This is a genomic window from Streptomyces tremellae (genome assembly GCF_039540215.1).
GTDB lineage: Bacteria > Actinomycetota > Actinomycetes > Streptomycetales > Streptomycetaceae > Streptomyces > Streptomyces tremellae.
Window position 1 is genome coordinate 117,292 of sequence record NZ_BAABEP010000008.1, and the last position, 25,225, is coordinate 142,516.

Annotated in this window: 23 protein-coding genes; 10 read left to right on the top strand and 13 right to left on the bottom strand. The window is 75.0% G+C overall.

From position 1 onward, the window contains the following. Positions 1–92: 92 nt before the first annotated feature. Positions 93–605, bottom strand: a complete 513-nt coding sequence (locus tag ABEA77_RS09185) for a YrdB family protein (RefSeq protein WP_345643727.1) — start codon at positions 603–605, stop codon at positions 93–95. Between the two features lie 31 nt (positions 606–636). Beyond that, positions 637–2,148, bottom strand: coding sequence for a CoA transferase (locus ABEA77_RS09190; RefSeq protein ID WP_345643729.1), 1,512 nt, complete (start codon positions 2,146–2,148; stop codon positions 637–639). Positions 2,149–2,445: 297 nt separating this feature from the next. On the opposite strand from ABEA77_RS09190, the gene ABEA77_RS09195 reads away from it, so the two are divergent. Beyond that, the gene (locus tag ABEA77_RS09195; RefSeq protein ID WP_345643731.1) at positions 2,446–3,342 is read left to right on the top strand and encodes a GNAT family N-acetyltransferase; all 897 of its coding nucleotides are present in this window, start codon (positions 2,446–2,448) and stop codon (positions 3,340–3,342) included. 432 nt (positions 3,343–3,774) lie between these two features. Further along, positions 3,775–4,575, top strand: coding sequence for an SAM-dependent methyltransferase (locus ABEA77_RS09200; RefSeq protein WP_345643734.1), 801 nt, complete (start codon positions 3,775–3,777; stop codon positions 4,573–4,575). Between the two features lie 240 nt (positions 4,576–4,815). Here ABEA77_RS09200 and ABEA77_RS09205 read toward each other — a convergent pair whose 3' ends face one another. Further along, a complete protein-coding gene (locus ABEA77_RS09205; protein WP_345643737.1) occupies positions 4,816–6,498 on the bottom strand; it encodes a penicillin-binding transpeptidase domain-containing protein in 1,683 nt (560 codons plus the stop codon). Positions 6,499–6,734: 236 nt separating this feature from the next. On the opposite strand from ABEA77_RS09205, the gene ABEA77_RS09210 reads away from it, so the two are divergent. Continuing rightward, entirely contained in the window at positions 6,735–7,358 is a 624-nt protein-coding gene (locus ABEA77_RS09210; RefSeq protein WP_345643740.1) for an RraA family protein, read from the top strand. A gap of 12 nt (positions 7,359–7,370) precedes the next feature. On the opposite strand, the gene ABEA77_RS09215 is transcribed toward ABEA77_RS09210, so the two are convergent. The 3 genes from ABEA77_RS09215 to ABEA77_RS09225 all read right to left on the bottom strand — a co-directional run bounded on the left by ABEA77_RS09215 (position 7,371) and on the right by ABEA77_RS09225 (position 9,263). Next, complete coding sequence (locus ABEA77_RS09215) at positions 7,371–7,742, bottom strand: hypothetical protein (protein ID WP_345643742.1); 372 nt, start codon at positions 7,740–7,742, stop codon at positions 7,371–7,373. A 60-nt stretch (positions 7,743–7,802) separates the two neighbouring features. After that, a complete protein-coding gene (locus tag ABEA77_RS09220; protein WP_345643743.1) occupies positions 7,803–8,162 on the bottom strand; it encodes an SCO4225 family membrane protein in 360 nt (119 codons plus the stop codon). A gap of 195 nt (positions 8,163–8,357) precedes the next feature. Beyond that, positions 8,358–9,263, bottom strand: coding sequence for an oxidoreductase (locus ABEA77_RS09225; RefSeq protein WP_345643746.1), 906 nt, complete (start codon positions 9,261–9,263; stop codon positions 8,358–8,360). Between the two features lie 136 nt (positions 9,264–9,399). On the opposite strand from ABEA77_RS09225, the gene ABEA77_RS09230 reads away from it, so the two are divergent. After that, on the top strand, positions 9,400–10,320 hold the full coding sequence (locus tag ABEA77_RS09230; protein WP_345643749.1) for a helix-turn-helix transcriptional regulator: 921 nt from the start codon (positions 9,400–9,402) through the stop codon (positions 10,318–10,320). Positions 10,321–10,579: 259 nt separating this feature from the next. Here ABEA77_RS09230 and ABEA77_RS09235 read toward each other — a convergent pair whose 3' ends face one another. The 6 genes from ABEA77_RS09235 to ABEA77_RS09260 all read right to left on the bottom strand — a co-directional run bounded on the left by ABEA77_RS09235 (position 10,580) and on the right by ABEA77_RS09260 (position 16,951). Next, on the bottom strand, positions 10,580–11,326 hold the full coding sequence (locus ABEA77_RS09235) for a GAF and ANTAR domain-containing protein (RefSeq protein ID WP_345643752.1): 747 nt from the start codon (positions 11,324–11,326) through the stop codon (positions 10,580–10,582). Further along, on the bottom strand, positions 11,323–12,030 hold the full coding sequence (locus ABEA77_RS09240) for a GAF and ANTAR domain-containing protein (RefSeq protein WP_345643755.1): 708 nt from the start codon (positions 12,028–12,030) through the stop codon (positions 11,323–11,325). Before ABEA77_RS09240 ends, ABEA77_RS09235 begins: the two co-directional genes overlap by 4 nt. Positions 12,031–12,271: 241 nt before the next feature. After that, positions 12,272–13,171, bottom strand: coding sequence for a SigB/SigF/SigG family RNA polymerase sigma factor (locus ABEA77_RS09245; RefSeq protein WP_425588239.1), 900 nt, complete (start codon positions 13,169–13,171; stop codon positions 12,272–12,274). Continuing rightward, complete coding sequence (locus tag ABEA77_RS09250; RefSeq protein WP_345643757.1) at positions 13,168–13,692, bottom strand: hypothetical protein; 525 nt, start codon at positions 13,690–13,692, stop codon at positions 13,168–13,170. The genes ABEA77_RS09245 and ABEA77_RS09250 overlap by 4 nt, the downstream gene beginning before the upstream one ends. A gap of 114 nt (positions 13,693–13,806) precedes the next feature. Then, positions 13,807–14,880 carry a fatty acid desaturase family protein gene (locus ABEA77_RS09255; protein ID WP_345643760.1) on the bottom strand — a complete coding sequence of 358 codons (1,074 nt, stop codon included), beginning with the start codon at positions 14,878–14,880 and terminating at the stop codon, positions 13,807–13,809. Positions 14,881–15,223: 343 nt separating this feature from the next. Continuing rightward, positions 15,224–16,951, bottom strand: a complete 1,728-nt coding sequence (locus tag ABEA77_RS09260) for a dolichyl-phosphate-mannose--protein mannosyltransferase (RefSeq protein WP_345643763.1) — start codon at positions 16,949–16,951, stop codon at positions 15,224–15,226. 38 nt (positions 16,952–16,989) lie between these two features. On the opposite strand from ABEA77_RS09260, the gene rsmI reads away from it, so the two are divergent. The 5 genes from rsmI (at position 16,990) to ABEA77_RS09285 (ending at position 21,521) form a co-directional block, all read left to right on the top strand. After that, positions 16,990–17,955, top strand: coding sequence for a 16S rRNA (cytidine(1402)-2'-O)-methyltransferase (rsmI, locus tag ABEA77_RS09265; RefSeq protein ID WP_345643766.1), 966 nt, complete (start codon positions 16,990–16,992; stop codon positions 17,953–17,955). Positions 17,956–18,234: 279 nt separating this feature from the next. Continuing rightward, a complete protein-coding gene (locus ABEA77_RS09270) occupies positions 18,235–18,705 on the top strand; it encodes a hypothetical protein (RefSeq protein WP_345643769.1) in 471 nt (156 codons plus the stop codon). A 48-nt stretch (positions 18,706–18,753) separates the two neighbouring features. Continuing rightward, positions 18,754–19,581: a TatD family hydrolase gene (locus ABEA77_RS09275; RefSeq protein ID WP_345643772.1), complete on the top strand. Its 828-nt coding sequence runs from the start codon at positions 18,754–18,756 to the stop codon at positions 19,579–19,581. Positions 19,582–19,590: 9 nt separating this feature from the next. Further along, positions 19,591–20,511, top strand: coding sequence for a 16S rRNA (adenine(1518)-N(6)/adenine(1519)-N(6))-dimethyltransferase RsmA (rsmA, locus tag ABEA77_RS09280; protein ID WP_345643775.1), 921 nt, complete (start codon positions 19,591–19,593; stop codon positions 20,509–20,511). A gap of 8 nt (positions 20,512–20,519) precedes the next feature. Then, positions 20,520–21,521, top strand: coding sequence for a 4-(cytidine 5'-diphospho)-2-C-methyl-D-erythritol kinase (locus ABEA77_RS09285; protein WP_425588241.1), 1,002 nt, complete (start codon positions 20,520–20,522; stop codon positions 21,519–21,521). 22 nt (positions 21,522–21,543) lie between these two features. On the opposite strand, the gene ABEA77_RS09290 is transcribed toward ABEA77_RS09285, so the two are convergent. Further along, positions 21,544–23,160 (bottom strand): MFS transporter, encoded by a 1,617-nt coding sequence (locus tag ABEA77_RS09290; protein ID WP_345643779.1) that lies wholly within the window; start codon positions 23,158–23,160, stop codon positions 21,544–21,546. Between the two features lie 211 nt (positions 23,161–23,371). Here ABEA77_RS09290 and ABEA77_RS09295 point away from each other — a divergent pair, with 211 nt between their 5' ends. After that, on the top strand, positions 23,372–25,192 hold the full coding sequence (locus tag ABEA77_RS09295) for an ABC-F family ATP-binding cassette domain-containing protein (RefSeq protein ID WP_345643781.1): 1,821 nt from the start codon (positions 23,372–23,374) through the stop codon (positions 25,190–25,192). The last annotated feature ends 33 nt before the right edge of the window (positions 25,193–25,225 follow it).

A 25,225-nucleotide genomic window follows, 5' to 3' on the forward strand; every position in this document is an offset into this window, starting at 1 on the left:
GCCGGGCAGTCCCGTGGCGTCCCGTCCCGCCCGTACGGCCGGCGCCTTGTACGGTCGGCCCGCGCCTGTACGGTCAGCCCCTGCCCATACCGTCAGCCGGAGCCGGAGCCGGAGCCGGAGCCGGAGCCGGAGCCGGAGCCGGAGGGGGAGCCCGTGCCCGTGTCGGCGCCGGTGCAGCGGCGGCGGGACGCCTCGGCGAGCGCGGTGTTGAGGACGACCACGGCGCCGAGCACCACCGCCCACACCGGCCGCCCGGCACCCCACAGCGCGACCGCGCCGCCGCCCAGGACCACGGTCTTCACCAGCAGGACCACGGCGAGCGGCACCGTGAAGCGGGCGCGCGGCGCGGCGAACAGCCCCCACACCACCATCGCCGCGAGCGGCACCACCACGGCGAACAGCGCGCCGCCCGCGCGCAGCCCCCACCAGCACAGCGCGGCGAACGCCGCGAGCTCCACCAGGAAGGCCGCCGACTCGTTGACGACGAACCACGCGGGCCGCCCGCTCCAGTCCACGCCCCCGGCCCGCCCCGGCACGCCGCCAGGCGCGCCGCGGCCCTCGCCCCCGGCCGCCCGCCGCCCACTTCCCCCGCCCGTGTCGCTCATGGCCCGACCGTATCGGGCGCCTGGCCCGCGCTCACAGCCAGTTGGCGGTGTCCGAGCCCCACGGGGTGGCCAGGTGGTTCCAGTCGGCGGGCGCGCCCTCGTAGTGCAGCGGCGGCAGGGCGTGCCGCACACCGAGCTCGGGTGAGGGCTCCTGGGTGACGTACTGGTCGGGTGCGTAGGGCGGGCCGGGCAGCGGGTGGGGCGCGAGGCCGTGCAGCAGCCACTGCGCGGTGCCCGCGAGGGACAGCCGTACGCGGGAACCCGCGCCCGTCGCCTGCCGCGCGGTCAGCGACCGCAGCACGGCGGCGGCGAGGAGATAACCGGTGCCGTGGTCGAGGGCCTGGGCGGGCAGCACGCCGGGCGTGCCGTCCTCGGCCGCCTCCACGGCGGCGATGCCCGTCGCCGCCTGCACCAGGCTGTCGAAGCCCCGGCGCTGTGCCCACGGCCCCACCCCCGACCAGCCCCACGCGGACAGCTGCGCCACGACGAGGCCGGGGTGGCGCTCGCGCAGTTCGCCCGCGGAGAGGCCGAGCCGGTCGAGCGCGCCCGGCCGGTAGCCGGTGACGATCACATCGGCGGTGGCGAGCAGTTCGTCGAAGGTCGCGCGGTCCGCCGCCGCGCCGAGGTCGAGCAGCGTCGACCGCTTGCCGAGGCCGGTGTCCGCGTGCGCCTCCGGCATCTCCGGCAGGCGCGGCGAGTCCACGCGCAGCACGTCGGCGCCGAGGAGCGCGAGGGTGCGGGTGGCGACGGGCCCCGCGATCACCCGCGTCAGATCGAGCACGCGCACACCCTGCGCGGGCAGCGCGGCGGGCGGCAGCGGCCGCGTCCCGCCGCCCGTCCCGCCGCGCGCGGTCTCCACCAGCGGCAGGGTCCGCTCCACCGGTCCCGCGGCGACGCGCACGGCGAGCCCGCCGCCCGCGTACACGGCCTCCTCGACGTCCGCGGCACGACTCGTGGCGAGGGCCGTCTCGACGCGCGCCACGAGCCTGGCGTCGTCGCCGATGTCCTCCATGCCGAGGGCGCGCAGCAGCCTGGCCCGGTGGTGCGGGTAGTTCGCATGGGTGCGGATCCAGCCGTCCGCGACCGGCCAGAAGCGGGACAGCGGCGCGAAGGGCGCGGGGCGCCTGCCGTCGATCCGCAGGTGCCGCTCGCTGACGAACGCGGTCGCGACGGCGCCCTCCTTGACCGCCACCGCGGGCACCGCGTCCGCCGGGACGGCCACCGTGTCGCCGGCACCGGCCGCTCCCGCCCGCCGGACGTGCGCGTCCGCGTCGGGCGCGCCTTCGCCGCGGCGCCGTACGGCCAGCAGCTCGGCCGCGGCGAGTGAGGCGGCGCCGACGGTGGCACGGGCCAGCTCCCGTACGGGCAGCCGGGACGGCAGGACGTCCGCCGCGCCCTCGTAGGAGACCCGTTCGAGCAGCGCGGGCGGCCCGCCGAGCGCCGCCCACACGGCACCGGTCGCGGCATCGCCGCCCCCGGCCGCGGGCCGCTGGACGGACGCGGCGGAGTCGTTCGCACGGTCGGGGTCAGGCGTCACGTTCATGCCGCCATTGTCGACGCCGACCCCCGCGCAGGCGCGCACGTCCCGGCTGTGTCCACCCGTCGTAGGGGCCCGGCGGGCCCCGGACGGGGGCCCGTGTGCGCCGCGGCCCGCCCGCGCGGACCGGTTGTGGCCGGGGCCGCCGGTCGTTACGGTCGGCGGACCGTGACCCAGAAACCACCGCGGAACGGGCCGGGGCGCAGGCCGACGCCTCAGGACCCGTCCACGCCTCAGGACCCGTCCACGCGCCCGTCCGAGCCTCAGGGTCCGCCTGCCGCCCCGGCGCCCCCGGGCGGGCCCGTGCTGTCCACCGCGTTCCGGATCACGTCGCTGAGCGATCCGCGGCCGGCGCCGGGCACCCGCCGCCGCGCCTGGGTCGTCGCGGACGCGGGCGCGGACGGCCGCCCGGTCGGTACGGGATATCTGCTGCTGCACGAGCGGCCGGGGCGCGACCACCTCGCCGAGGCCGAGCTGCGGGTGCACCCCGCCGAGCGGGGCAGGGGAGCGGGGACCCTGCTGCTGGCCGCCACCGTCGAGGCCGCGCGCGAGGAGGGGCGGCGGACGGTGACGGCGCGGGCCGAGGAGGGGTCGCCCGGCGCGCGGTTCCTCGCCCGGCGCGGCTTCCGTACGACCCTCACGCTGGTCCACACGCGGCTCGCGCTCGCGGACGCCGACCCCGCCGCCCTCGCCGCCGCGGTCGAACGGCCCCATCCCGGCTACCGGTTGGAGTCCTGGTCCGGCGCGGTGCCGGACCGCTTCGCGGAGAGCTTCGCGTACGCGCGCCGCGCCATGGACGACATGCCCACGGGCGACGGTACGGTCCCCGCGGTGTGGGACGCCCGGCGGGTGCGCGCGGCGGCGCGGGCCGTCGCCGACCGGGGTGACCTGCTGCACACCGTCGTCGCCGTCGACACCGCCGACGGCTCGGTCGCCGCCTTCACCGAACTCGTCGTCCCCGGCGACGGCACAGGCGACGCCCAGCACTACGGCACCGGCGTCCTCCCGGGACACCGGCGCCGCGGCCTCGCCCGCTGGATCAAGTCGGCGTCCGTCCTGTACGCCCGCACCCGGTTCCCCGCGCTCGGCGGCCTGTTGACCGACACCGCCGAGACCAACGCGCCGATGCGCCGCGTCAACGAGGCACTGGGGTACGGGCCCACGCACCGCGAGGCCCTCTGCCGCCTCGACCTACCCTGAACCGGAAGCCGGAAGCCGGAAGCCGGAAGCCGGAAGCCGGAAGCCGGAAGCCGGAAGCCGGTTGGTACGGTCCCGCGGGGCGCGTCAGCCGCGTCCCTCGGGCCCCTCGGACCTCGTCCGCGCGGACGGCTGGCAGTCGGCGCTCTCGTGCGCGGGCCGCCCCGGTCGCCTTCACGGGAGGCGGCCCGGTCCCGTACGCTCAACGGCCAATGACCGCTTCGCAGTCGCACCCGAGGACCGGCGGCCACCGCGGCGTGCCGTCCCCGGCACCCGGCACCGCGGCAGGGCCCGTGCCGCGCCGCCCGGCGGGGCACGGGCGGGCCGCGCCGGGGCCAGGAACGGTCCGTGCGGCGGGGTCGTGCCCCGCCTCGCGACGGGGCGCGCGGCTGCGACGGAACCCGCCCGCGCGGCGCGCGACCAGAAGGACGGACGATGCCTCACCTCCCCCCACGGCCGAAAGGGCAGATCGACACCAGCCGTCCCCACTCGGCGCGCGTGTACGACTACTTGCTCGGAGGAAAGGACAACTACGCCGTAGACCGTGAACTCGCCGAGGAACTCCCCGGCCTCTTCCGGTCGGCCGCGGCGCAGAACCGGGCGTTCATGCGCCGCGCCATCAGCTGGCTCGCGCTGCGCGGCATCGACCAGTTCCTCGACATCGGCACGGGCATCCCCACGGCGCCGAACCTCCACCAGATCGCCCAGCGCGTCAACCCCGCGGCGCGCGTGGTGTACACCGACAACGACCCCATCGTGCTGGCGCACGCCGCCGCGCTGCTCGTCAGCAGCCCGGAGGGCAGGACCGACTACGTCGACGCGGACCTGCGCGCCCCCGAGGCGATCCTGGAGGCGGCGGGCGGCACCCTCGACTTCGACCGGCCGATCGCGCTGTCCCTCGTCGCCGTGCTCCACTTCGTCACCGACGCCCACGACCCCCGGGCGATCGTGCGCACGCTGGTGAGCCGGCTGCCCGCGGGCAGCTTCCTCGTCCTCAGTCACGGCGACGTCACCCAGTTCCCCGAGGACGTCGAGGCGGCGGGCGCGTACGAGCGCAGGATCGAGGCGCAGTTCCGCAGGCGCGCCGAGATAGAGCCCTTCTTCGACGAGGACCGCCTCACGCTGGTGCCGCCCGGCCTCGTCACGGCCCCCGAGTGGTACCAGGCCGATCAGCTCAGGCCGAAGCCCGAACGCAGCGCGATCTGGGCCGGCGTCGCCGAGGTCGGCGCCGGCTAGGCCGCCCCGCCGCCCAGGGCCCCTGTGGCCCAGGGGCCCTGGGCGGCGTCCCCGAGGCCGGCTGGCCCCGAGGCCGTCTGGCCCCGAGGCCGTCTGGCCCCGGGGCTGCGGGGCCCCGGGGCTGCGGGGCCAGGAGGCCGTCGGGCCTGGCGCGGCCGTATCCCCGGCCGCCCGCCCGACATGTCAAGCCCGCCGCCTCGGTCCGCCGCGAGGACCGAGGCCGCCAACGGCCCCGCCGCGTCAGTCCGCCGCGAGCACCGAGGCGACCAACGGCCCCGCCGCGTCGGCCCCGTGGCCGCCCGCGTCGACGACGGCGGTGGCGGCGCAGTCGTTCTGGAAGGCCGTGAACCAGCTGTTGGAGACGGCCTGCCCGTCGACCTCGGCGGAGCCGGTCTTCGCGCCCTTGTCGCCGCCGAGGCCCGCCATCGCGTGCGCGGCGGTGCCGCTGAGGGCCGTCGTACGCATCATGCCGGTGATGGCCTGAGCGACGGACGGCGCCAACGCGCGCCGCGCGATGGCGAGTTCGCGATGGTCGAAGGACTGCGGCACCAGCACCGGCTGGTGGAAGGCGCCCGCCTTGACGGTGGCGGTCACCGAGACCATGTCCAGCGCGTTCATCTGGACCGTGCCCTGGCCTATGTACTGGGCCGCTGCCTCGCCGCCCGTCTCCGCGGGCACCTTGCCGTCGAACGACACCACGCCCGTCTTCCAGTCGTTGTTGCCGATGCCGAAGACCTCGCGGGCCTCCTCACCCAGGCCCGCGTCGTCCTTGGTGTCGTCTATCAGCTTGATGAAGGCGGTGTTGCAGGACTGCGCGAACGCGTCCCGCATCGCGGAGCCCGGCTTGAGGGAGAAGTTGTCCTCGTTGTGGAACGTACGGCCGTAGTACGTGGCCGTGGGCGGGCACTCCATCGGCCGGTCGGGCGCGGCGAGGCCCTTTTCGAGCAGCAGCGCGGACGTCACGATCTTCATGGTCGAGCCGGGCGCCTGGGCGCCCTGGAGCGCGGCGTCGAAGCCGTCGCCGCGGTGGTTGGCGACGGCGAGCACGGCGCCCGTGCTCGGCCGGACCGCGACGACCGACGCGTTGGTGTACCGCTTCACCGCGGCCTCTGCCGCCGCCTGCACCCGGGCGTCGATGGTCGTCGGGACCCGGCCCGCGCGGCCCTTGGCCAGCGTCAGCAGGATCTTCGGTGTGGCGCCCTGCCCGGCGTCGGCACTGTCGTCGCGCTCCTGGGCGCGCAGCGTGATGTCCGGCTTGCCGCCCGCCTGCGCGCCGTACCGCCGGCGCAGCTCGTCGAGGACCGGGCCGAGCGAGGGGTAGTGGGCCGCGTCGAGTACCCCGCCGTCGCGGTCCACGGCCTCGACGGGCGGCGCGGCGGCCCGGTCGGTGACGAGCGTCGTGGTGGCCGTCAGATCGGGGTGGACGACCGTCGGCGACCAGTCGACCACGGCGCGCCCCGTGGCGCGCTCGCGCACGACGGTGAGCTGCGCGTGGTACGTCCACGGCTTGGTCGCGCCGCCGTACGAGACCGTCGCGCGCACGGTGTACGGCACGGTCGCGCCTGCCGGTGTCCCCGGCGTGATGACGGCCTTCGTGACGTGCGCGGAGTCGCGGAAGTCGGTGAAGTACGGCGCGGCCTCGGCCGCCGAGTCGGTGAGCCGCGCGAGCTCCCGCGGGTCCTCGCCCGAGGCCCAGGCGGCGAGGAACCGCCGTGCGGTGTCCCGCACTTCGGCCGCGCTCAGCGGCCCGGGATGCGCGGGGGCCGTGCTGCGCGGTGCCGCCTGCCCCACCAGGCCCTCGTCCGTCGTGTGGGCGTTGCCGCCGGTGAGGCCGTGGTACAGGTTCAGCCCACCCCAGGCCATGCCCCCGGCGACGACCGCGACCGCGCCCCCGACCACGCCTCTCTTCACCCCACTGCGCATGGCGCAGCCTCGCTCCCCCCGGGTCCCCCCGGATCTTGAACGTGTTCAAAACCCTCTGTCATGGCACTCTACGGGGCCGGAGCGCGGCAGGGTCCCGCCGTGATCCGACTGGGACCACGATCACACCGGACCGCGGGCCCACGCGCCGGGGCGGCCCTCTCCCGTAGCATCACGCACGCGTCGTGGCACGAACCGGGGACGGCGTACGCGCACCCTCGCGGAAGGCGGAGGCAGACATGAGCGGCGACAGCGGCTTCGAGACGATCCCCACCACCACACTCGCCGACTTCCTCGGCAGGGAGCAGGTGATGGACATCGGCATCCGTCCGCTGTGGGCGGGCGGCCCCCGGGTCGCGGGCCCCGCCTTCACCGTGCGGTGCCCGTCCGGCGACAACCTGATGCTGCACGCGGCCATCCACCGCGCGGAGCCGGGCTCCGTGATCGTCGTGGAGTCCGGCGACCTCGACTACGCCCTCGCGGGCGGCAACGTGTGCGCCGTCGCGCAGCGCAGGGGCGTCGCCGCCTTCGTCCTCGACGGCGTGATCCGCGACGTCGCGGAGGTCCGTGAGGCCCGCTTCCCCGTCTACGCCCGCGGGGTCGTCCCGATCCCCGGCACCAAACGGGCCGTCACCCCGCTCGGCGCCGAGATCCGCTGCGGCGGCGTGCGGGTGAACGCGGGTGACATCGTGGTCGCGGACGAGGAGGGCATCGTGTCCGTCCCCGCCGCCCGCGCCGCCGAACTCCTCCCCGAGGCCCGCCGCGCACTCGCCGCGGAGGAGGCCGAGTCCCTCGACGACTGGGAGAGGGCCCACCGCGCCCGCATCGACGCCCTCCTCGCCCGACACACCCCGACCGCCTGACCCCTCAGCCCCTCACCCGCCCCCCAACTCCCAGCTGTGGCCGCCCGGGTGGTTGCGGAAGGCGGTGCAGGGGGTGGTGCCGCGGTGGTGGGTCTGGACGGCGGGGCAGTCGGGGAGTACGGCCACGGTCCGTGGCCTGTCGTTGCCGCGCCACCTGGCCCATACGGCTCCGGCGCGCACGCCGTCGACGTCGCGCACGCGCGCGTGGTGGTCACCCCTGGCGTGCGCCTCGCGGACGCAGCGGAGCCTGCGCTCCACCCGTCCGTCCTCGGGCTCGCCGTACGGCTCGGGCGCGAGGCGCAGGGCCGCGAGGACGAGACGCTCGGGGAGGCGGGTCGTGGCGCCGCAGACGCGGCGCGCGTGCGGGGGTAAGGCGGGGTGCATGGCACATCCTCCTGGATGGCTCGGTGGGTTCCTTTCGCTGTGTTCCTGCTCTCCGACCCGTCACTGGTGCGCGCGCCGGAAGCCGCCGCGCACGAGCGGCGCGGCGTGGCGGGCCGCCGCGCCGAGGGCCGCGCCCTGGACCGCGGCGCCCACCGGGAGGCCGAGCCAGATGAACGGCGACGGCAGCGCGGCGAAGACGAGCGAGGTGGGCGCCGTCACGAGGAACGCCCAGACGCCCGAGAGGCTCGCGTCCTCGTGGGTGACGAAGAGGAGGTCGGCCGCGACCCCCACCCAGACCGCCGCGACCAGCGCCAGGTAGGCGAGGGCGACCGGGTGCCGCAGCGAGCGGAGGAACGCGGCGAGCAGCGCTCGCGTGGTCGTGGTGGCGTCCGTGGGCTGCGTGGGCTCTGTGGGTTCCATGGGGTTTTCTCCCGTCGTGCCGGGTGCGCGGTCGCCTTCCACGGTCCCCCGGCCGCGCCGCGCGCGCCTGAGTATCCGTACGCATGTCCGCATGGGTGATGCGCCCCGGCCGCCCGCATGCCCGCCGCCCCCGGCCTCCCGCGCGCCCGCCGCCCCCGGCCTCCCGCGCGCCCGGCGCCCCCGGCCGCCCCGCGGTCAGAGGTAGCTGACCCCGGTCAGTTCCTCGGCGGCCGACCAGAGCCTTTCGCCCACGGCCGGATCGGCCGCCTCCCCGCCGAGCCTGGCCTCGGTGACCCGGCCGCGGGTCTCGAAGAGGCCCGCGGGGCCGAAGAACCGGCCGCCGCGCAGCCCCGGCTCCGTCGCGGCGCGCAGCTGCGGCAGCGCGCCCTGCTCGACGGGCTGGGCGGCGAGCAGCCCGAGCCGCGCGGTCAGCCGCCCGAGCCTGCCGCGGTGCTCCCAGGCGCGTGGTGTCAGGTTCGTACGGGTGAGGCCGGGGTGGGCCAGCACGCTGACGACCGGCGAGCCGGCCGCGCGCAGCCGGCGGTCGAGCTCCACACCGAAGACCGTGGTGGCGAGCTTGGACCTGCCGTAGGCGGTCGTAGCCCGGTAGCCGCGCTCGTACATCAGGTCGTCGAAGTCGAGGTGCGCGTTCTTGTGGGTGATCGAGCTGAGGCTGACGACGCGGGGCGCGGGCGCCGCGGCCAGCACCCCGAGCAGCAGCCCGGTCAGCGCGAAGTGCCCCAGCATGTTGGTGCCGAGCTGCAGTTCGAAGCCGTCAGCGGTGGTGCGGCGTGGGCCGAGCAGAACCACCCCCGCGTTGTTGACCAGCAGATCGACGGCCGGGTACGCCGCGGTCAGCCCGGCGGCGAAGGCGCGCACCGAGTCGAGCGAGGCCAGGTCGAGTTCGCGCACCTCGGTGCCGCCGCCGATCCTGCGGGCGGCCTCCGCGCCGGCCGCGGTGTCACGGACGGCGAGCACCACCTGGGCGCCGTGGCGGGCCAGCTCGGTCGCGGTGACCAGGCCGAGGCCCGAGTTGGCGCCGGTGACGACGGCGGTCCTGCCGTGCTGGTCGGGAATGCGGTCGGCGTTCCATCCGGCCATGCGCTGCTCCTGGGGGCGTGGGTGTCGTGCGGTGGAGCAACGACGCTAGGAGCGCGGCACGCGGCCTCGATGGTCCTCGGCTGCCTAGGTCCAGGAGACCTACCCTGGCCGCTCCCCGCGGCGGCATGCTGGGGGCATGACCCATCCGTACGCCCGCGAGCTCGGCGACTTCCTGCGCGCCAGGCGCGGCAGGCTGCACCCCCGTGACGTCGGCCTCGAACCGGGAGGCCGACGCAAGGTCACCGGGCTGCGGCGCGAGGAGCTCGCGCTGCTCGCCGGGCTGAGCACCGACTACTACCAGCGGATGGAGCAGGGCCGTGAGGTGCGTCCCTCCGACCGGGTGCTGGACGCGCTCGCCGACGCGCTCGTCCTGGGCGAGGAGGAGCGCCGGTACCTGTTCACCCTGGCGCACGCCGCGCGCCGGCCCGAGCCCGCCCGGGTGGAGCGCGGTCCCGAGTGGGTCCCCGAGAGCACGCGGCGGCTGCTGCGGGTGATGGACACCCCGGCGGTCGTGCTCGGCAGGCACCTGGACCTGCTCGCCTGGAACCCGATGGCCGAGGCGCTGCTCGGCAGCCCTGACGCCCACCCGTCGCACCCGCTCAACATGCTGATGCTGATGTTCGACGACACGCTGACCGGCGAGCGGAGCTGTCCTGACTGGGAGCAGCAGGCCCTGGAGTACGTCGGCATGATGCGCGCCGCCGTCGCCACCGACCCCACCCATCCGCGCGCCACCGCGATCGTCGGCGAACTGAGCATCAGAAGCGCCGCGTTCCGGCGGATGTGGGCACGGCACGACGTGGGCACGTCGGTCAGCGGCACCAAGACCTTCCGCGCCCCCGGCGTCGGCGACCTCGTCCTCGACTGGGACACCTACCCACTGCCCGGCGCGCCCGGCCCGGTCATGCTGGTCTGGACCGCCGAGCCGGGCAGTGCCGACGCGGACCGGCTGCGCCTCCTCGCGTCGCTGCACGCGACCCGCTCGGCGCACGCGGGCGGGCGACGCTCCCGGGGGGCGACCGACCTTCCGTGCCGAGGGCCCGACCTCCCCTGCTGAGGGCCCGACCTCTCTGCGCTGAGGGCCCGCGCCCGTGGGCGCGAGCGCCGGCGGCCGGTACGCCGCCACCGTGCGCGCCGGCGGCCGGCGGGGCCCCGCTCCACGCCGCTCAGGTCCGAGGGGGCGTCTCCGGGCCCGCCGGGGGGGAGCGGGCCGGGCGGGTGTGCCGGAGACGGGCCGGGTGGCGCGGGCGCCGGGCGCGGTGGGCCGGGAGTGCCCGGCGCGCTCCGGGCCCCGGGTGCCGCCGCCCTCCCCGGTGTCATGCGCTCGACGGGCGCGGGATGTCGCCGGTGTCGAGGGTGCGGTCGATGACCCTGCGGGCGCAGTCGGAGATGCGCAGCTGGTGGGCGCGGGCATAGGCGCGCAGCGCGTGGAAGGCGTCGTCCGGCGTGCTGTTCCAGCGCTCCGCCAGGATGCCCTTGGCCTGTTCGATGGTGATACGGCTGGTGAGCGCGTACTGCAGCTGCGCCTTCTCCAGCTGTTCCTGGCCGATGTCGCGCTGCTGCAGGAGCGCGATGGTGGCCACGTCGGCAAGGGCCTGGGCGAGGGAGGCGTCCTGCGCCGTGAGGTTCTGCGCCCCGTGGTGGAAGAGGTTGAGGGCCCCCACGGCGCGGTCGCGCAGGCGCAGCGGGAAGACGTGGCTGGTGCGCAGACCGCTCCGGCGCGCCTGCGCGGCGAACCCGGGCCAGGCGCTGACGGCGGCCTCGTCGCCGAGGTCGATGTCGATGCGCGCCGTGCCGAGCCGGTAGCACTCCAGGCACGGCCCCTGGTCGTGCTGGAGCGCGAAGAGTTCCAGCATCTCGGTGGTCTCGTCGGAGGCCGCGACCGTGTGCAGGGTCTCCCTCTCGTTGGCGAGGAGGATGCCCGCCGCGGAGACGTCGAGCAGCGTCACGCAGTGACCGCACAGCTGCTGAAGGAACTCGATGAGGTCGAAGTCGTCGATCAGGGAGTCCGCTACCTGCACGAAGACCGCTGACACTCGCTGCTCACGGGACATGGAAGTCATCCCTCTGTCTCCTCAGGTGGATCCGGGTCCGGACCCGGATCGCCTTCGTCCAGCCGAAGCCGCCGGGACACGATGTCCTCGGCGGCGTCGATGATGGACCTGTCGTGACTGTAGGCGTACGCACGCAGCCGCAGCAGCGCCTGGGCCAGGGAGGTGCCGAGCTGGACGCTGAGCATCCCGGTGGCCTGGTGGACGACCTCCCGGTGCAGCCCGCCGTCCAGAGGAGCCCCCACCCAGGAATCCGCCTGTACGCCGTCGGCGCCGAGGAACTGGAGGGTGAGGCCGCTGACGAGAGCGACGGCGTCGTCCGTCTCCCGGCCGGTCATGGGGCCCGCGGCCGAGCGTACCGCGGTGAGGACACCGACGGTGATGCCGCCGAGCACCAGCGGCAGGCAGAAGACGGCCCGTACCGGAAGGTGCGCCACGGCGGGCAGCAGGGCGGGCCACCGGTCGGCCGCGACCTCCGCCATGTCGTGCACCAGGATCATCCGCCCGGTGCGCAGCGCGTCCGTACCGGGCCCCTCGCCGAGGGTGAACTGCAGGTCCTCGAAGGTGGAGCCGACGTGTCCCGAGGACCAGAGCTGCTCCGTGACCTGCCCGTCCACCGCGAGCGACACCACCAGGTGGTCCACGCCGAGGACGGCCGCACACCCGTCGGGGAGCCTGCCGGGCTCGCCGTGGAGCAGCCGCAGCATCTCGGTCATCCCGGCACTGACCACCGGCGGCCGCCTCTCGTTCGCCTCCAGCGTACGTGAGGGCTCTTCACCGCGGGCCTGGGCACCTCCGAGGGGCGGACGGGAAGCGCGCCGCGGCGCCGTGACCGGACCCCCGCGCCGGTCACGACGCCCCCGGCACCGCCCGGCGCACGGTGCCCGTGCGCCGGCCCCGCGAAGGCGCGGCCCCCGGCGGCCGCCGCGCCCCGTCCCCCGGGCCGTGGCCTCTCCATCAGTCCTCTGCGAGCATGCCGTCGCGCAGCTCCGCGAGGATGTCGCGCAGGAGCCGCGAGACGTGCATCTGGGAGATGCCGAGCTCGGCGCCGATTTCGGACTGGGTCAGCTCCTGACCGAAGCGGAGCTGCACGATACGGCGTTGGCGCGCGTCGAGCCCGCCGAGGAGCGGGGCGAGCGGGTGCAGGTCCTCGACCAGCTCCATGCCCGCGTCCCACCGGCCCAGGGTCTCGCCGAGGACGCGGGTCCTCCCGCGGCCGTGCCCGCTGTCGCCGTCCTGGCCGAGCGGCGTGTCGAGGGACCGGGCGGTGTACCCGTTGGCCGCGCGCAGCCCGTCGGCCACCTCCTTCGCGGCGAGGCCCAGGTGGTCGGCGTACTCCGCCACGGTGGGGCGCCTGCCCAGGCGCTCCGTCAGCACGTCCGCCGCCCTGGCCAGGTCGGTCCTGAGCTGCTGGAGGCCGCGGGGCACGTGCACGGCCCAGGTGGAGTCCCTGAAGTACCGCTTGATCTCCCCCGAGATGTACGGGACGGCGAGTGCGGTGAACTCGACACCGCGGGACGGGTCGAAGCGGTCGATCGCCTTGATCAGGCCGATCTGCCCCACCTGTACGACATCCGTCATCTGACCGCTGCCCCGGTTGCGGAACCTGCCCGCGACGTACTTCACCAGGGAGTCGTTCATCTCGATCAGTGTGTTGCGCGCGTACTGGTACTCGGGCGAGCCCTCCTCCAGCACGGCGAGCCGCCCGAGGAACAGCGGCGTCAGCTCGCGGGCGTCCCGCGGGGCGACCCTGACGGGTTCGGCGATCCACGGCAGAGCGGTCGTGCCGGGCCCTTCCCGCGCGGGGGCGGCCGGCAGAGGACCGCGGGGCCCGGCGGGGTGCCGCGCCGCCGTCACTGCTCTGCTCCTCGCACCGCGGCGGTGGGCGAGGGGGCCGGTCCCACCCCGCCCTGGGCGTTCGCCCGACGCAGGAGTGAACGCAGCCCGAGGGCGGCGGAGGCGTAGGACACGCCGGTGACCGACGCCGCCTGGCGGCCGGTCAGCCCGCCGAACAGGACGAGCCCGAGGAGGGCCCTCTCCTGCTGGGTGAGGAAGCCCGCGGGGTGGTCAGGGACGCCGCCGTGGTCCGCGGTGTGCCTGCGGTGGTCGCGCACGAGCCGTGAGGCGAGCGCACGGCGCTCCTGCGCGAGCCCGGCGGGCCCGTCGTCCACGGCGGCCGCCTGGGCGAGGGCCGTCACCGCCGCCTCCTCGGCCCGCTCCGTGTCCTGGTAAAGGAGCCGCGCGAGCGAGTAGAGGGCACCGGCGTGCCGATGGCAGAGGTCTGACGCGTGCTGGGAGATCGCCGAAGCCCGTCGGCTCTGCGACGTCGTCGGTGAGATGTCGTCAGCGGTGCATGCGTCCGGGGAGTGCTGCCTCATGCTCGTCACCTACAGCGGCCGTGGAATCAGGGTCGCCGGGGGCAGGGGCGCTGTTCGAACAGTAGACCACCGGCCCCTCTGTGGCTACGGGCACCCGGTGGCGGCGGCCGGCGGTCACGCGTCAGGTGCCTGCGGGAGTGTGCGGGACCCGGCGCCCCTGAGCGGGGCCCCGGCCGCGTGCAGGCTCGACAACGCCTGGCGGTACGAGGCGACAAGCCCGGTCTCCAGGTACTCCACGTCGAGTTCCCGGCAGTACTCCCGGACGAGGGGCTGCGCCCTGCGCAGCTGCGGCGTGGGCATGTGGGGGAAGAGGTGGTGTTCGATCTGGTAGTTGAGGCCGCCGAGCGCGATGTCGGTGAACAGTCCGCCCCGCACGTTGCGCGACGTGAGGACCTGGCGGCGCAGGAAGTCGGGACGGCGGTCGCCCGTCAGGGTGGGCATGCCCTTGTGGTTCGGGGCGAAGATCGAGCCGAGGTAGAGCCCGAACAGGCACTGGTGGACGAAGAGGAAGGCCACCGCCTTGCCGGGCGGCAGCACCAGGAGGAGCGCGGTGAGGTAGAGCGCGAAGTTGGCGAACAGCAGCGTCCCCTCCTGGCGGCGCTGTTTGAGCGTGCGCCGCGCCAGTCCCCGTACTCCGGCGATGTGCAGGTTGAAGCCTTCGAGCGCGAGCAGCGGGAAGAAGAGGTAGGCCTGCGAGCCGCCGACCGCCCGTGCGAGCCCCTTCGCGCCGCGCGCCTGGTCCTGGCTCCAGACCAGGATGTCCGGCGCGACGTCCGGGTCGAGTTGTTCGTGGTTCGGGTTGGCGTGGTGCCGGGCGTGCTTGTCCTGCCACCAGCCGTAGCCCATGCCGATGCCGAGGTTGCCGGCCATCCGGCCGGCCACGGCGCTCGCCCTGCGCAGCCGGAAGACCTGGCGGTGTGCCATGTCGTGGGCGACGAGCGCCACCTGCCCGAAGACCGCGGCGAGCAGCGCCGCGACGGCCAGCGTCCACCAGCTGTCGCCGACGACCACGAAGGTGGTCCAGGCGCCCCCGTACGCGAGGAGGACGAGCGCGATGCGCACCGTGTAGTAGAGGGGCCGCCGGCGCAGCAGTCCCGCCGCGGCGATCTGCTGCGACAGGCGGGCGAAGTCGCTGCCCGCCCCGTGCGGTGGGGTGGTCCGTGCGGTGTTGAGGGCGTGCGTGGACATCCGTCCCCGCCTCTCTGGTCGGCCACGGCCACGGCATCGGTCGGGAGAACCTCACGCGGGAGAGCCGTGAAGAGGCGACGCGCTGCCGTCCTGTGGGAACATCGCTGCTCACGCCGGGCCGCGAGGCGCTGCGTGACGGGCAGGTCCACTGCGACGGCGGGACGCGGAGCGTGGCCGCGGGTGCCGGAACGAACGGGGAACCGTCCGCTGTTCTCCTTGCCCGGGTGCCTGCGACCGCCCGTGCCGGGCAGTGCGAAGCCGGGGTCTGAGGCGTCTACGGCCCAGGGTAACCCGCCGCGGCCCCGGACGGGCTCGTGCAGACGCGACCTGGGACAGGGTGCGGCTAGATCCAGGTGTCCAGCCACATCCGGTGCTGCCACGAGGCGTACGGGACCGGGGTGCCCGTGTACAGCGGCCAGAAGTAGACGAAGTTCCAGAAGATCAGCAGGACCAGGACGCCCGCGCCGACCACGCCCGCCGTGCGGCGGCGCTCGTCGGAGCCCGGCGGGCCGATGAGCGCGCCGATCAGCATCGCGACCGCGAGGCAGAGGAACGGCGCGAAGACGACCGCGTAGAAGTAGAAGATCGTACGGTCCTGGTAGAGGAACCACGGTGCCCAGCCCGCGGCGACGCCGCAGGCGATCGCGCCCGCGCGCCAGTCGCGGCGGAACAGCCAGCGCCAGAGCACGAAGAGGAGCGCGAAGCAGGCCGTCCACCACAGCAGCGGGGTGCCGATGGCGAGCACCTCGCTGCTGCACTTGCCGACGGTGTCGGCGGGGCAGCCCGACTGCCCGGCCGAGGGCGACTCGTAGTAGAAGGAGATGGGGCGGCCGAGGACGATCCAGCTCCACGGGTTCGACTGGTAGGTGTGCCCGCTGTCGAGGTGGATGTTGAACTCGTAGACCTGGTACTCGTAGTGCCACAGGCTGCGCAGCCAGTCCGGCAGCCAGGTGTAGTGGCCGCCGAGGCCCTGCCCCTTGGTGGCGGCCCAGTTGCGGTAGTAGCCGTTGTCGGTGAACAGCCAGCCGCTCCACGACAGCAGGTACGTGGCGAACGCCACCGGCACGGTCGAGACGAACGCGGGCACGAGATCCCGTCGCAGCACCGCCGACCAGGGCCTTGCCGCGCCTGCCGTGCGGCGCGTGCCGACGTCCCAGACCACCGACATCAGCGCGAACGCCGCCAGGATGTACAGGCCGTTCCACTTGGTGGCGAACGCGAGGCCAAGTACCACGCCCGCCGCGAGCCGCCACGGCCGCCACCCGAAGCGCAGGGTCGCCGCGACGCGCGCGTCGGGCCGCAGCACCCCCTCCTCGTCGACCGGCAGCGCCGCGGCCATCCGCCGTCTCGTCCAGTCCCGGTCGAGCAGCAGGCAGCCGAACCCGGCGAGCACGAAGAACATCAGCACGGTGTCGAGCAGCGCGGTGCGGCTCATCACGAAGTGCAGGCCGTCCGTGGCGAGCAGGGCGCCCGCAAGGCAGCCGAGGAAGGTGGAGCGGAACAGCCGCCGCCCGATCCGGCACAGCAGGAGGATCGACAGGGTCCCGCAGACGGCCACCATGAAGCGCCAGCCGAACGGGTCGAAGCCGAACAGCCACTCGCCGAAGCCGATGACCCACTTGCCGACAGGCGGGTGCACGACGTACCCGGGGTCGTGCGGGACCGGCACGGAGGACGGGTCGAGCAGGATCTTCTTGTCGACGTCCTTGGGCCAGTTGCCCTCGTAGCCCTGGTGCCACAGCGCCCAGGCGTCCTTGGCGTAGTACGTCTCGTCGAATATGACGGCCTTCGGGCTGCCGAGGTGCCAGAAGCGCATCACTCCGGCGATCAGCGTGACGAGCAGCGGCCCGCCCCAGCCGGACCACCGGCCGAGCAGTCCCGCCGTGCGCGGGGGCACCCGCAGCACCGCCCACAGGCGGTCGGACGGCGCGGTGTACGGGGGCACGAGGCGGTCGCGCAGGCTGACGGTACGCCGGGGCACATGACCGAACCGGCGCAGCCGCCCTGGCCACGTGGACGGGGTGTCGTCGGCGTCGGGCCCGTGCAGGGCTTCGGGCGCAGTACTGGTCACCGCGCCATCGTAGGGAACGTATCCGTGAGGCTGGGAGGATGGCGGCTGTGAATGCGAACGAGCCGCCCGAGGGCCACCCCGCCGATATGACCGTCGCACCGCAGGAGGTGGCCGCGCCGGTGCCGGGAGCGCCGGGACCCGGCGACGGCGGCGGGGTGCTCGTGCTCGCGGGGACGCCGATCGGGGACGTGGCGGACGCCCCGCCCCGGCTCTCCGCCGAGCTGGCGCGCGCCGACGTGGTCGCGGCCGAGGACACCAGGCGGCTGCGCAGGCTCACCCAGGCCCTCGGCGTGCAGTCGGCGGGCCGGGTCGTCTCGTACTTCGAGGGCAACGAGTCCGCCCGTACGCCGGAGCTCGCGGACGCGCTCGCCGGGGGCGCGCGGGTGCTGCTGGTCACGGACGCGGGGATGCCGTCCGTCTCCGACCCGGGCTACCGGCTGGTCGCCGCCGCGGTGGAGCGGGGCATCAGGGTGACGGCCGTGCCCGGCCCGTCCGCCGTGCTGACGGCGCTCGCGCTGTCCGGTCTCCCGGTGGACCGGTTCTGCTTCGAGGGGTTCCTGCCCCGCAAGGCCGGCGAGCGGCTCGCCAGGCTGCGGGAGAACGCGGACGAGCGCCGCACCCTCGTCTACTTCGAGGCGCCGCACCGCCTCGACGACACGCTCGCCGCGATGGCCGAGGTGTTCGGCGGCGACCGGGCCGCGGCGGTCTGCCGCGAGCTGACGAAGACGTACGAGGAGGTCAGGCGCGGGCCGCTCGGGGAGCTGGCGCGGTGGGCCGCCGAGGGTGTGCGCGGCGAGATCACCGTCGTCGTGGCGGGCGCCCCGGCCGCGGGCCCGGCCGAGCTCGACGACGAGGAGCTGGTGGGCCGCGTGCGGGTGCGGGAGGAGGCGGGCGAGCGCCGCAAGGAGGCCATCGCGGCGGTCGCGGCCGAGGCGGGGCTGCCGAAGCGGCGGGTGTTCGACGCGGTGGTGGCGGCGAAGAACGCGGCCCGCGGCGGGGCGTGACCGGGCGGACCCCAAAGGAGCGCCAGCGCGGGGGCGCGGCGCGTGACCGCACGGGGCGCGCGGCGCTCCGGCGGGCGTGAGCGGCGTCACGTCTGTTCCCCTGCCACGCGCCAGCCTCGCGAAGGGCGGTACGTAAAGACTCTTTACATCAAGGTAAAACGCACGCCGGGGCGAACGGTGAACGGTCCTCGGAATTCCCAAGACCTCTCCATCAATTGCTTGGCCGCGGTGCCTTCCACAGCTCCGGGTAGTGAACTGGAGCAGTGGAAAGGAGACGGTATGAATGAGCGTGTGGGTACCGTCGCAGCCCATGAGGCGTACGCCTTTGCCTGCATGAGGTGCGGGCACGGCTGGGAGCAGTCGTTCGACATCGAACACCACGTCGGCGACAAGGGGGACACTGTTGTTGTGTACAAGTCCGAGGGGAAAACCGTTCCCTCACCGCTGACGAGCCCGAGCTGCCCGACCTGCGAGGGGCACGTCGTGCGGATCATGCGCTCGGGCCAGGTCTCCGGCTACCGCGAGCTGACCCGCTCGTACGGCACGGCTGCCGTCGCCCCGCAGCCCGAGGGCGCGCAGCCGCTGCGTGAGGCCGCACGCGCCGCACGCGGGGAGCGGGCCCGCGGCGCAGGCGCCGTGCCCGCCTTCGACCCGGCGGCCGAGGCGCCCGAGCACATCACCCAGCCCTGGCATCCGCATCTGCCGGAGTTCCTGCGCCACCTGCTGCACCACGAGCCCGCCAGGCACTGACCCACGCCCGCGGCCTGCGGATCGTCGCGGGCTCGTAGGATCGCGCCCATGAGTTCGAACGAGACGCCGCCGCCGCTGCCCGAACCGCTGCGGGTCGCGGTGGCGGACGCGCACACGCACCTCGACATGCAGCGCGACGGCGTCGAGGAGAGCCTCGCCAAGGCCGCGTCCGTCGGCGTGACGACCGTCCTGCAGGTGGGCTGCGACCTGGCGGGCTCGCGGTGGGCGGCGCGGACGGCCGCCGTGCACGCCGCCGTGCACGCCGCCGTCGCCCTGCACCCCAACGAGGCGCCGAAGCTCGAAGCGGTGGGCACCCTGGACGCGGCGCTCGGCGAGATCGCCGAGCTCGCCGCGCTGCCTGAGGTCAGGGCCGTGGGCGAGACCGGCCTCGACCACTTCAGGACGGGGCCGGAGGGCCGCGGCGCGCAGGAGCGCTCGTTCCGCGCGCACATCGACATCGCCAAGCGGCACGGCAAGGCGCTGATGATTCACGACCGGGACGCGCACGCGGACGTGTTGCGCATCCTGGAGGAGGAAGGGGCGCCGGAGCGCACGGTGTTCCACTGTTATTCCGGTGACGCGGAAATGGCGAAAGTGTGCGCGGACCGCGGCTACTACATGTCCTTCGCTGGAAATGTCACCTTCAAAAACGCTCAACCGCTGCGGGACGCGCTCATTGTCGCGCCGCAGGAACTCGTCCTCGTCGAAACGGACGCGCCTTTTCTCACGCCGGCGCCCTTCCGCGGCCGGCCGAACGCGCCGTATCTCATTCCCGTGACGCTGCGCGCCATGGCCGCCGTGCGCGGGGCCGACGAGGACGCCTTCGCCGCCGTCCTCGCGGCGAACACGGCGCGTGCCTTCGGATACGCGCTCTAGGCTTGAGCGGTGAGCATCCCTGAGCACGCCGGGCCCGCCCCGCGCCCCGCAGCCAGCCCCGACTCCCTCCTCGGCCCCGGCGACGTGCGGGAGCTCGCGGCGCGCCTCGGCGTACGCCCCACCAAGCAGCGCGGGCAGAACTTCGTCATCGACGCCAACACCGTGCGCAGGATCGTCCGCACGGCCGGGGTGCGCGCGGACGACACGGTGGTGGAGATCGGTCCCGGGCTCGGCTCGCTGACGCTGGGGCTGCTGGAGACCGCGGAGCGGGTCGTCGCCGTCGAGATCGACGACGTGCTCGCCGCCGCCCTGCCGGACACCGTCGCCACCCGGCTGCCGGGGCGCGCCGACCGGTTCGCGCTGGTCCACTCCGACGCGCTCGACGTCACGGAGCTGCCGGGCCCGCCGCCCACCGCGCTCGTCGCGAACCTCCCGTACAACGTGGCGGTGCCCGTGCTCCTGCACATGCTGGAGCACTTCCCCAGCGTCGAACGCACCCTCGTCATGGTCCAGTCGGAGGTCGCCGACCGGCTCGCCGCCGCCCCCGGCTCGAAGGTGTACGGCGTCCCGTCGGTCAAGGCGTCCTGGTACGCGGAGGTGAGGCGGGCGGGCGCCATCGGGCGCAACGTCTTCTGGCCCGCGCCCAACGTCGACTCCGGGCTCGTCTCCCTGGTCCGCAGGGCCGCGCCGCCCGACACCACCGCGTCCCGCCGCGAGGTCTTCGCGGCCGTCGACGCGGCGTTCGCGCAGCGCCGCAAGACGCTGCGCGCCGCGCTCGCCGGCTGGGCGGGCTCGGCCGCCGCCGCGGAGCGCGCACTCGTCGCCGCGGGCGTCTCGCCGCAGGCCCGGGGCGAGTCGCTGACTGTGGCAGAGTTCGCCCGGATCGCCGAGTGCAGGGTCGGCGCGGGAAGCGAGGAGGCGGGCGGGTGAGCGGGTCCGTGAACGGCACGGGGAGCACGGGAGACACGGGGCGTACGCGGAGCGCGGGGAGCGCACGGCCGGACGCGGTGCGGGCGCGGGTGCCCGCGAAGGTCAACGCGCAGCTCGCCGTGGGAGGCGCCCGCCCCGACGGCTTCCACGACCTGGCCAACGTGTTCCTCGCGGTCGGCCTCTACGACGAGGTGACGGTCGCCCCCGGCGCCCCGGGCGGGGGCCCCGTCCTCACCTGTACGGGCCCCGACGCGGCGCAGGTGCCGCTCGACGCGACCAACCTCGCGGCACGCGCAGCCGTCGCCCTCGCCGACCGCCACGGCATCGCGCCCGACGTGCGCATCCACATCGCGAAGGACATCCCCGTCGCGGGCGGCATGGCGGGCGGCAGCGCCGACGGTGCCGCCGCTCTCCTCGCCTGCGACACCCTCTGGGGCCTCGGCACGCCGCGGGACGAACTCCTCGCGCTCTGCGCCGACCTCGGCAGCGACGTGCCGTTCAGTCTGCTCGGCGGCGCCGCCCTCGGCACCGGGCGCGGCGAGCAGCTCACCCCGCTGTCGGTCGGCGGCACCTTCCACTGGGTCTTCGCCGTCGCCGAGGAGGGGCTCTCCACACCCCGCGTCTTCCAGGAGTTCGACCGGCTCACGGCAGGCAGCGACGTGCCGCCGCCCGCCGCCGACCCCGCGCTGCTCGCCGCCCTGCGCACCGGCGACGCCCCCGCGCTCGCCAAGGCACTCGCCAACGATCTCCAGCGCGCGGCGCTCTCCCTGCGCCCGGCCCTGCGGGCCACGCTGACCGCGGGCACCGACGCGGGCGCGCTCGCCGCGCTGGTCTCGGGCTCGGGCCCCACGACGGCGTTCCTCGCGGCCGACGCCGAGGCCGCCCACCGGGTCGCGGGCGCGCTCGCCGCCTCGGGCACCTGCCGCACGACCCGGGTCGCCGCGTCCCCGGCGCGCGGCGCGACCGTCGTGGCCGACACCGCGGACCCGGCCGCGGGCACCGGGGGCTGACCCGCACGCCGGGCTGCGCGTCTCAGCCCTGGCCGGGGACGCCCGCGGCGGGCAGCGCCTCGTCCGCCGTCTCGACCGTCTCGCCGGGGCGGTGCGCGCCGCGCAGGGCGAGCACGGTCAGGACGCAGGAGAACAGGGCCGCGGCCCCGCACACCGCGAAGCCGATCGCATAGCCGTGGCCCAGGGCCTCGACGGCGAGGTGCGCCGCCCGCCCCGGTGTGCTCGCGGGCGACACCGAGTTCACCGCGAGCGGGCCGCCCTCCGCCGCGACCCCGCCCGCCGCCGCCTTCACCTGGCCGGGCAGCGGCGACCCGGCGAGCGCGGCGCTGAAGGCCGAGCCCGCCCGGCCGAGGGCGACCGCGCCGATCACCGCGGGGCCCAGCGTGAAGCCGACGTCGCGCAGCAGGCTGGTGGTCGCGCTCGCCATGCCCGCGAGGTGCACCGGCACCGTGTTGACTGCGGTCGCCGTGATCGACGACACCGCGAGGGAGAAGCCCACGCCGACCAGCCCGAGCGGCACGATCAGCGAGGTCAGCGCGGTGTCGCCGATCGGCACGGTCGCCGCGAGGAAGTCGCCGGCCGCCATCAGCGCCAGGCCGCCGGAGAGCACCCAGCGCGGTGCCACCCGGGCGAGCAGCCGGGCGGTGACCGGGGTGAGGAACAGCGTCAGACCGTTCAGCAGCAGGAACGCCACCGCCGTGCGCAGCGGGCTCTGGTGCTGCACGGGGCCGAGCCTGATGCTCGTCGCGTAGCAGGTGCCGAGGAAGCTGAACATGCCGACGACGGCCACCGCGGACGCCACCGCGAAGCCCCGGTTGGCGAACAGGTCGAGCCGCAGCAGCGGCGAGGCCGCCCGCCGCTCCACCGCGACGAACGCCGCGAGGCAGACCGCCGCGACCACGAAGGCCGCCACCACGCCCGCCGAGCCCCAGCCGTCCGTGGGCGCCTGGATCACCCCGTACAGCAGGGCGAACAGGCCGGCGCCGATGGCGAGCTGCCCGGCCACGTCGAGCGAACGGCCCTCCGGCGCGCTGGAGTTGTCCGCGAGCCACAGGCTCGCCAGCGCGCTGAGCACGGCGAGGACCGCCACCACCGCGAACGCCCAGCGCCACGAGCCGTAGGTGCCGGTGACCCCGCCGAGCAGCGGCGCGAGGAAGCCGCCCGTCGACAGCAGCGCCGCCCACAGCGCGATCACCTTCGCGCGCCGCTCGTGCGTGCGGGTCCCCGCGGCGAGCATCGCGAGCGACGTCGGGAACAGCGCCGCCGCGCCGAGCCCCGCGAGCGCCTGCCCCACCCACAGCAGGTGCACGCCGCCCGCGGCCGCCGCGACCGCCTCGCCGGCGGCCATCAGTCCGGCGCCCGCGACCAGCAGCCGCTTGCGGCCGAACAGGTCGCCCAGCACGCCGAAGGTGAGTTCGAGGACCGCGACCGGCAGCAGGAACGCGTCCGATATCCAGGTGAGCTGCGAGCCCACCGGGTGCAGGTCCGACTGGAAGAGGCCGTTGAGGGTGGCGGGCGTCGCGATGCCGATCTGCGCGAGGCAGACGGCGAAGCACCCGGCGACCAGGGTCCCCGCGGTGAGGCCGGGCGGCGCGCCGGTGCGCCGGGGAGGGATGCCGCTCGCTACTGGTTTCCGCATGGGGCTCGCGCCTTCCTCGGGTTCGACAAGGAACGGTGGCCGTGGCGGCGTGGGCGCGCGTTCGCAGGGGGAACGGGTGTGCGCGACCGGGGCGCGGAAGCACCGTAGGCCCGCGCGGGGGCCGCGGCAAGGGAGCGCACCAGGTCCGGTCCGCGCCACCGCGCGGCCCGACTACGCTGGGACGCTGATCCATCCCCTTGTCAGGAGTGAAATGGCCGTCAATCTGGTCAATGTCGAGTCGGTCACCAAGGTGTACGGGACCCGTGCCCTGCTCGACGGTGTCTCCCTCGGCGTCTCCGAGGGCGACAGGATCGGCGTCGTCGGGCGCAACGGCGACGGCAAGACCACCCTCATCCGGCTGCTGACCAAGCTGGAGGAGGCCGACACCGGGCGCGTCACCCACAGCGGCGGCCTGCGGCTCGGCGTCCTGACCCAGCACGACTCCCTCGACCCCGAGGCCACCGTGCGGCACGAGGTCGTCGGGGACCTCGCGGACCACGAGTGGGCGGGCGTCGCGAAGATCCGGGACGTGCTCACCGGGCTGTTCGGCGGCCTCGACCTGCCGGGCTTCCCGCAGGGCCTCGACACCGTCATCGGGCCGCTCTCCGGCGGCGAGCGCCGCCGCATCGCGTTGGCCAAGCTGCTCATCGCCGAGCAGGACCTCCTCGTGCTCGACGAGCCGACCAACCACCTCGACGTCGAGGGCATCGCCTGGCTCGCGGGCCACCTGCGGGCCCGCCGCTCGGCGCTGGTGTGCGTCACCCACGACCGCTGGTTCCTCGACCAGGTCTGCACCCGCATGTGGGACGTGCAGCGCGGCACCGTCTTCGAGTACGAGGGCGGCTACTCGGACTACGTCTTCGCCCGCGCCGAACGCGAGCGGATCGCCGCGACCGAGGAGACCAAGCGGCAGAACCTGGTGCGCAAGGAGCTGGCGTGGCTGCGGCGCGGCGCCCCCGCCCGCACCTCGAAGCCCCGCTTCCGCATCGAGGCGGCCAACGAGCTGATCGCGGACGTGCCGCCGCCGCGCGACACCTCCGAGCTGATGCGGTTCGCCGCGACCCGCCTCGGCAAGACCGTCTTCGACCTGGAGGACGTGACGATCGAGGCGGGCCCCAAGACCCTCCTCACGCACCTGACCTGGCAGCTCGGCCCCGGCGACCGGGTCGGCCTCGTCGGCGTCAACGGCGCGGGCAAGACGTCCCTGCTGCGGGCGCTCGCCGACGCCGCGCGCAGCGACGGCGACATCCAGCCCGCCGCGGGCACGGTCAAGGCCGGGCGCACCGTGCGGCTTGCGTACCTCTCCCAGGACGTCGCGGAACTCCCGCCGTCGCTGCGGGTCCTCGAAGCCGTCCAGCAGGTGCGGGACCGCGTCGACCTCGGCAAGGGCCGCGAGCTGACCGCGGGCCAGCTGTGCGAGCAGTTCGGCTTCTCCAAGGAGAAGCAGTGGACGCCGGTCGGCGACCTCTCGGGCGGTGAGCGCCGCCGCCTCCAGCTGCTGCGGCTGCTGATGGACGAGCCGAACGTCCTCTTCCTCGACGAGCCCACCAACGACCTCGACATCGAGACCCTGACCCAGCTTGAGGACCTGCTCGACGGCTGGCCCGGCACGCTCGTCGTCATCTCCCACGACCGGTTCTTCATCGAGCGGACCACCGACAAGACCATGGCCCTGCTCGGCGACCGGACGCTGCGGATGCTGCCGCGCGGCATCGACGAGTACCTGGAGCGCCGCCACCGCATGGAGGAGGCGCGCCTCGCCGAGCGCAGGCCCGCCGCCGCGCCGCCCGCCGCCAGGCCCGCGGGCGCCGTCTCCGCCAAGGACAGCCGCGCGGCGAAGAAGGAACTCCAGCGCGTGGAGCGGCAGCTCGACAAGCTCTCGACGCGCGAGGCCGAACTGCACCAGCAGATCGCCGACCACGCCACCGACTTCGAGAAGGTCGCGGGGCTCGACACGGAGCTGCGTGAACTCGTGGCGGAGCGCGAGGAGTTGGAGAATCGCTGGCTGGAGCTCGCGGAGGACGCCCAGTGACGCGCGCGCAAAGCGGCCCCGCGGACGCCCGCT

What these genes read in the sequence shown, in the direction of transcription:
- ABEA77_RS09275 (WP_345643772.1), top strand. Translation starts at nt 18,754, where the DNA reads ATGAGTTCGAACGAGACGCCGCCGCCGCTGCCCGAACCGCTGCGGGTC.
- ABEA77_RS09295 (WP_345643781.1), top strand. Translation starts at nt 23,372, where the DNA reads ATGGCCGTCAATCTGGTCAATGTCGAGTCGGTCACCAAGGTGTACGGG.
- ABEA77_RS09215 (WP_345643742.1), bottom strand. Translation starts at nt 7,742, where the DNA reads ATGCACCCCGCCTTACCCCCGCACGCGCGCCGCGTCTGCGGCGCCACG.
- ABEA77_RS09230 (WP_345643749.1), top strand. Translation starts at nt 9,400, where the DNA reads ATGACCCATCCGTACGCCCGCGAGCTCGGCGACTTCCTGCGCGCCAGG.
- ABEA77_RS09225 (WP_345643746.1), bottom strand. Translation starts at nt 9,263, where the DNA reads ATGGCCGGATGGAACGCCGACCGCATTCCCGACCAGCACGGCAGGACC.
- ABEA77_RS09250 (WP_345643757.1), bottom strand. Translation starts at nt 13,692, where the DNA reads ATGAGGCAGCACTCCCCGGACGCATGCACCGCTGACGACATCTCACCG.
- ABEA77_RS09270 (WP_345643769.1), top strand. Translation starts at nt 18,235, where the DNA reads ATGAATGAGCGTGTGGGTACCGTCGCAGCCCATGAGGCGTACGCCTTT.
- ABEA77_RS09235 (WP_345643752.1), bottom strand. Translation starts at nt 11,326, where the DNA reads ATGACTTCCATGTCCCGTGAGCAGCGAGTGTCAGCGGTCTTCGTGCAG.
- rsmI (WP_345643766.1), top strand. Translation starts at nt 16,990, where the DNA reads ATGGCGGCTGTGAATGCGAACGAGCCGCCCGAGGGCCACCCCGCCGAT.
- ABEA77_RS09205 (WP_345643737.1), bottom strand. Translation starts at nt 6,498, where the DNA reads ATGCGCAGTGGGGTGAAGAGAGGCGTGGTCGGGGGCGCGGTCGCGGTC.
- ABEA77_RS09290 (WP_345643779.1), bottom strand. Translation starts at nt 23,160, where the DNA reads ATGCGGAAACCAGTAGCGAGCGGCATCCCTCCCCGGCGCACCGGCGCG.
- ABEA77_RS09240 (WP_345643755.1), bottom strand. Translation starts at nt 12,030, where the DNA reads ATGACCGAGATGCTGCGGCTGCTCCACGGCGAGCCCGGCAGGCTCCCC.
- ABEA77_RS09220 (WP_345643743.1), bottom strand. Translation starts at nt 8,162, where the DNA reads ATGGAACCCACAGAGCCCACGCAGCCCACGGACGCCACCACGACCACG.
- ABEA77_RS09185 (WP_345643727.1), bottom strand. Translation starts at nt 605, where the DNA reads ATGAGCGACACGGGCGGGGGAAGTGGGCGGCGGGCGGCCGGGGGCGAG.
- ABEA77_RS09200 (WP_345643734.1), top strand. Translation starts at nt 3,775, where the DNA reads ATGCCTCACCTCCCCCCACGGCCGAAAGGGCAGATCGACACCAGCCGT.
- ABEA77_RS09190 (WP_345643729.1), bottom strand. Translation starts at nt 2,148, where the DNA reads ATGAACGTGACGCCTGACCCCGACCGTGCGAACGACTCCGCCGCGTCC.
- ABEA77_RS09255 (WP_345643760.1), bottom strand. Translation starts at nt 14,880, where the DNA reads ATGTCCACGCACGCCCTCAACACCGCACGGACCACCCCACCGCACGGG.
- ABEA77_RS09210 (WP_345643740.1), top strand. Translation starts at nt 6,735, where the DNA reads ATGAGCGGCGACAGCGGCTTCGAGACGATCCCCACCACCACACTCGCC.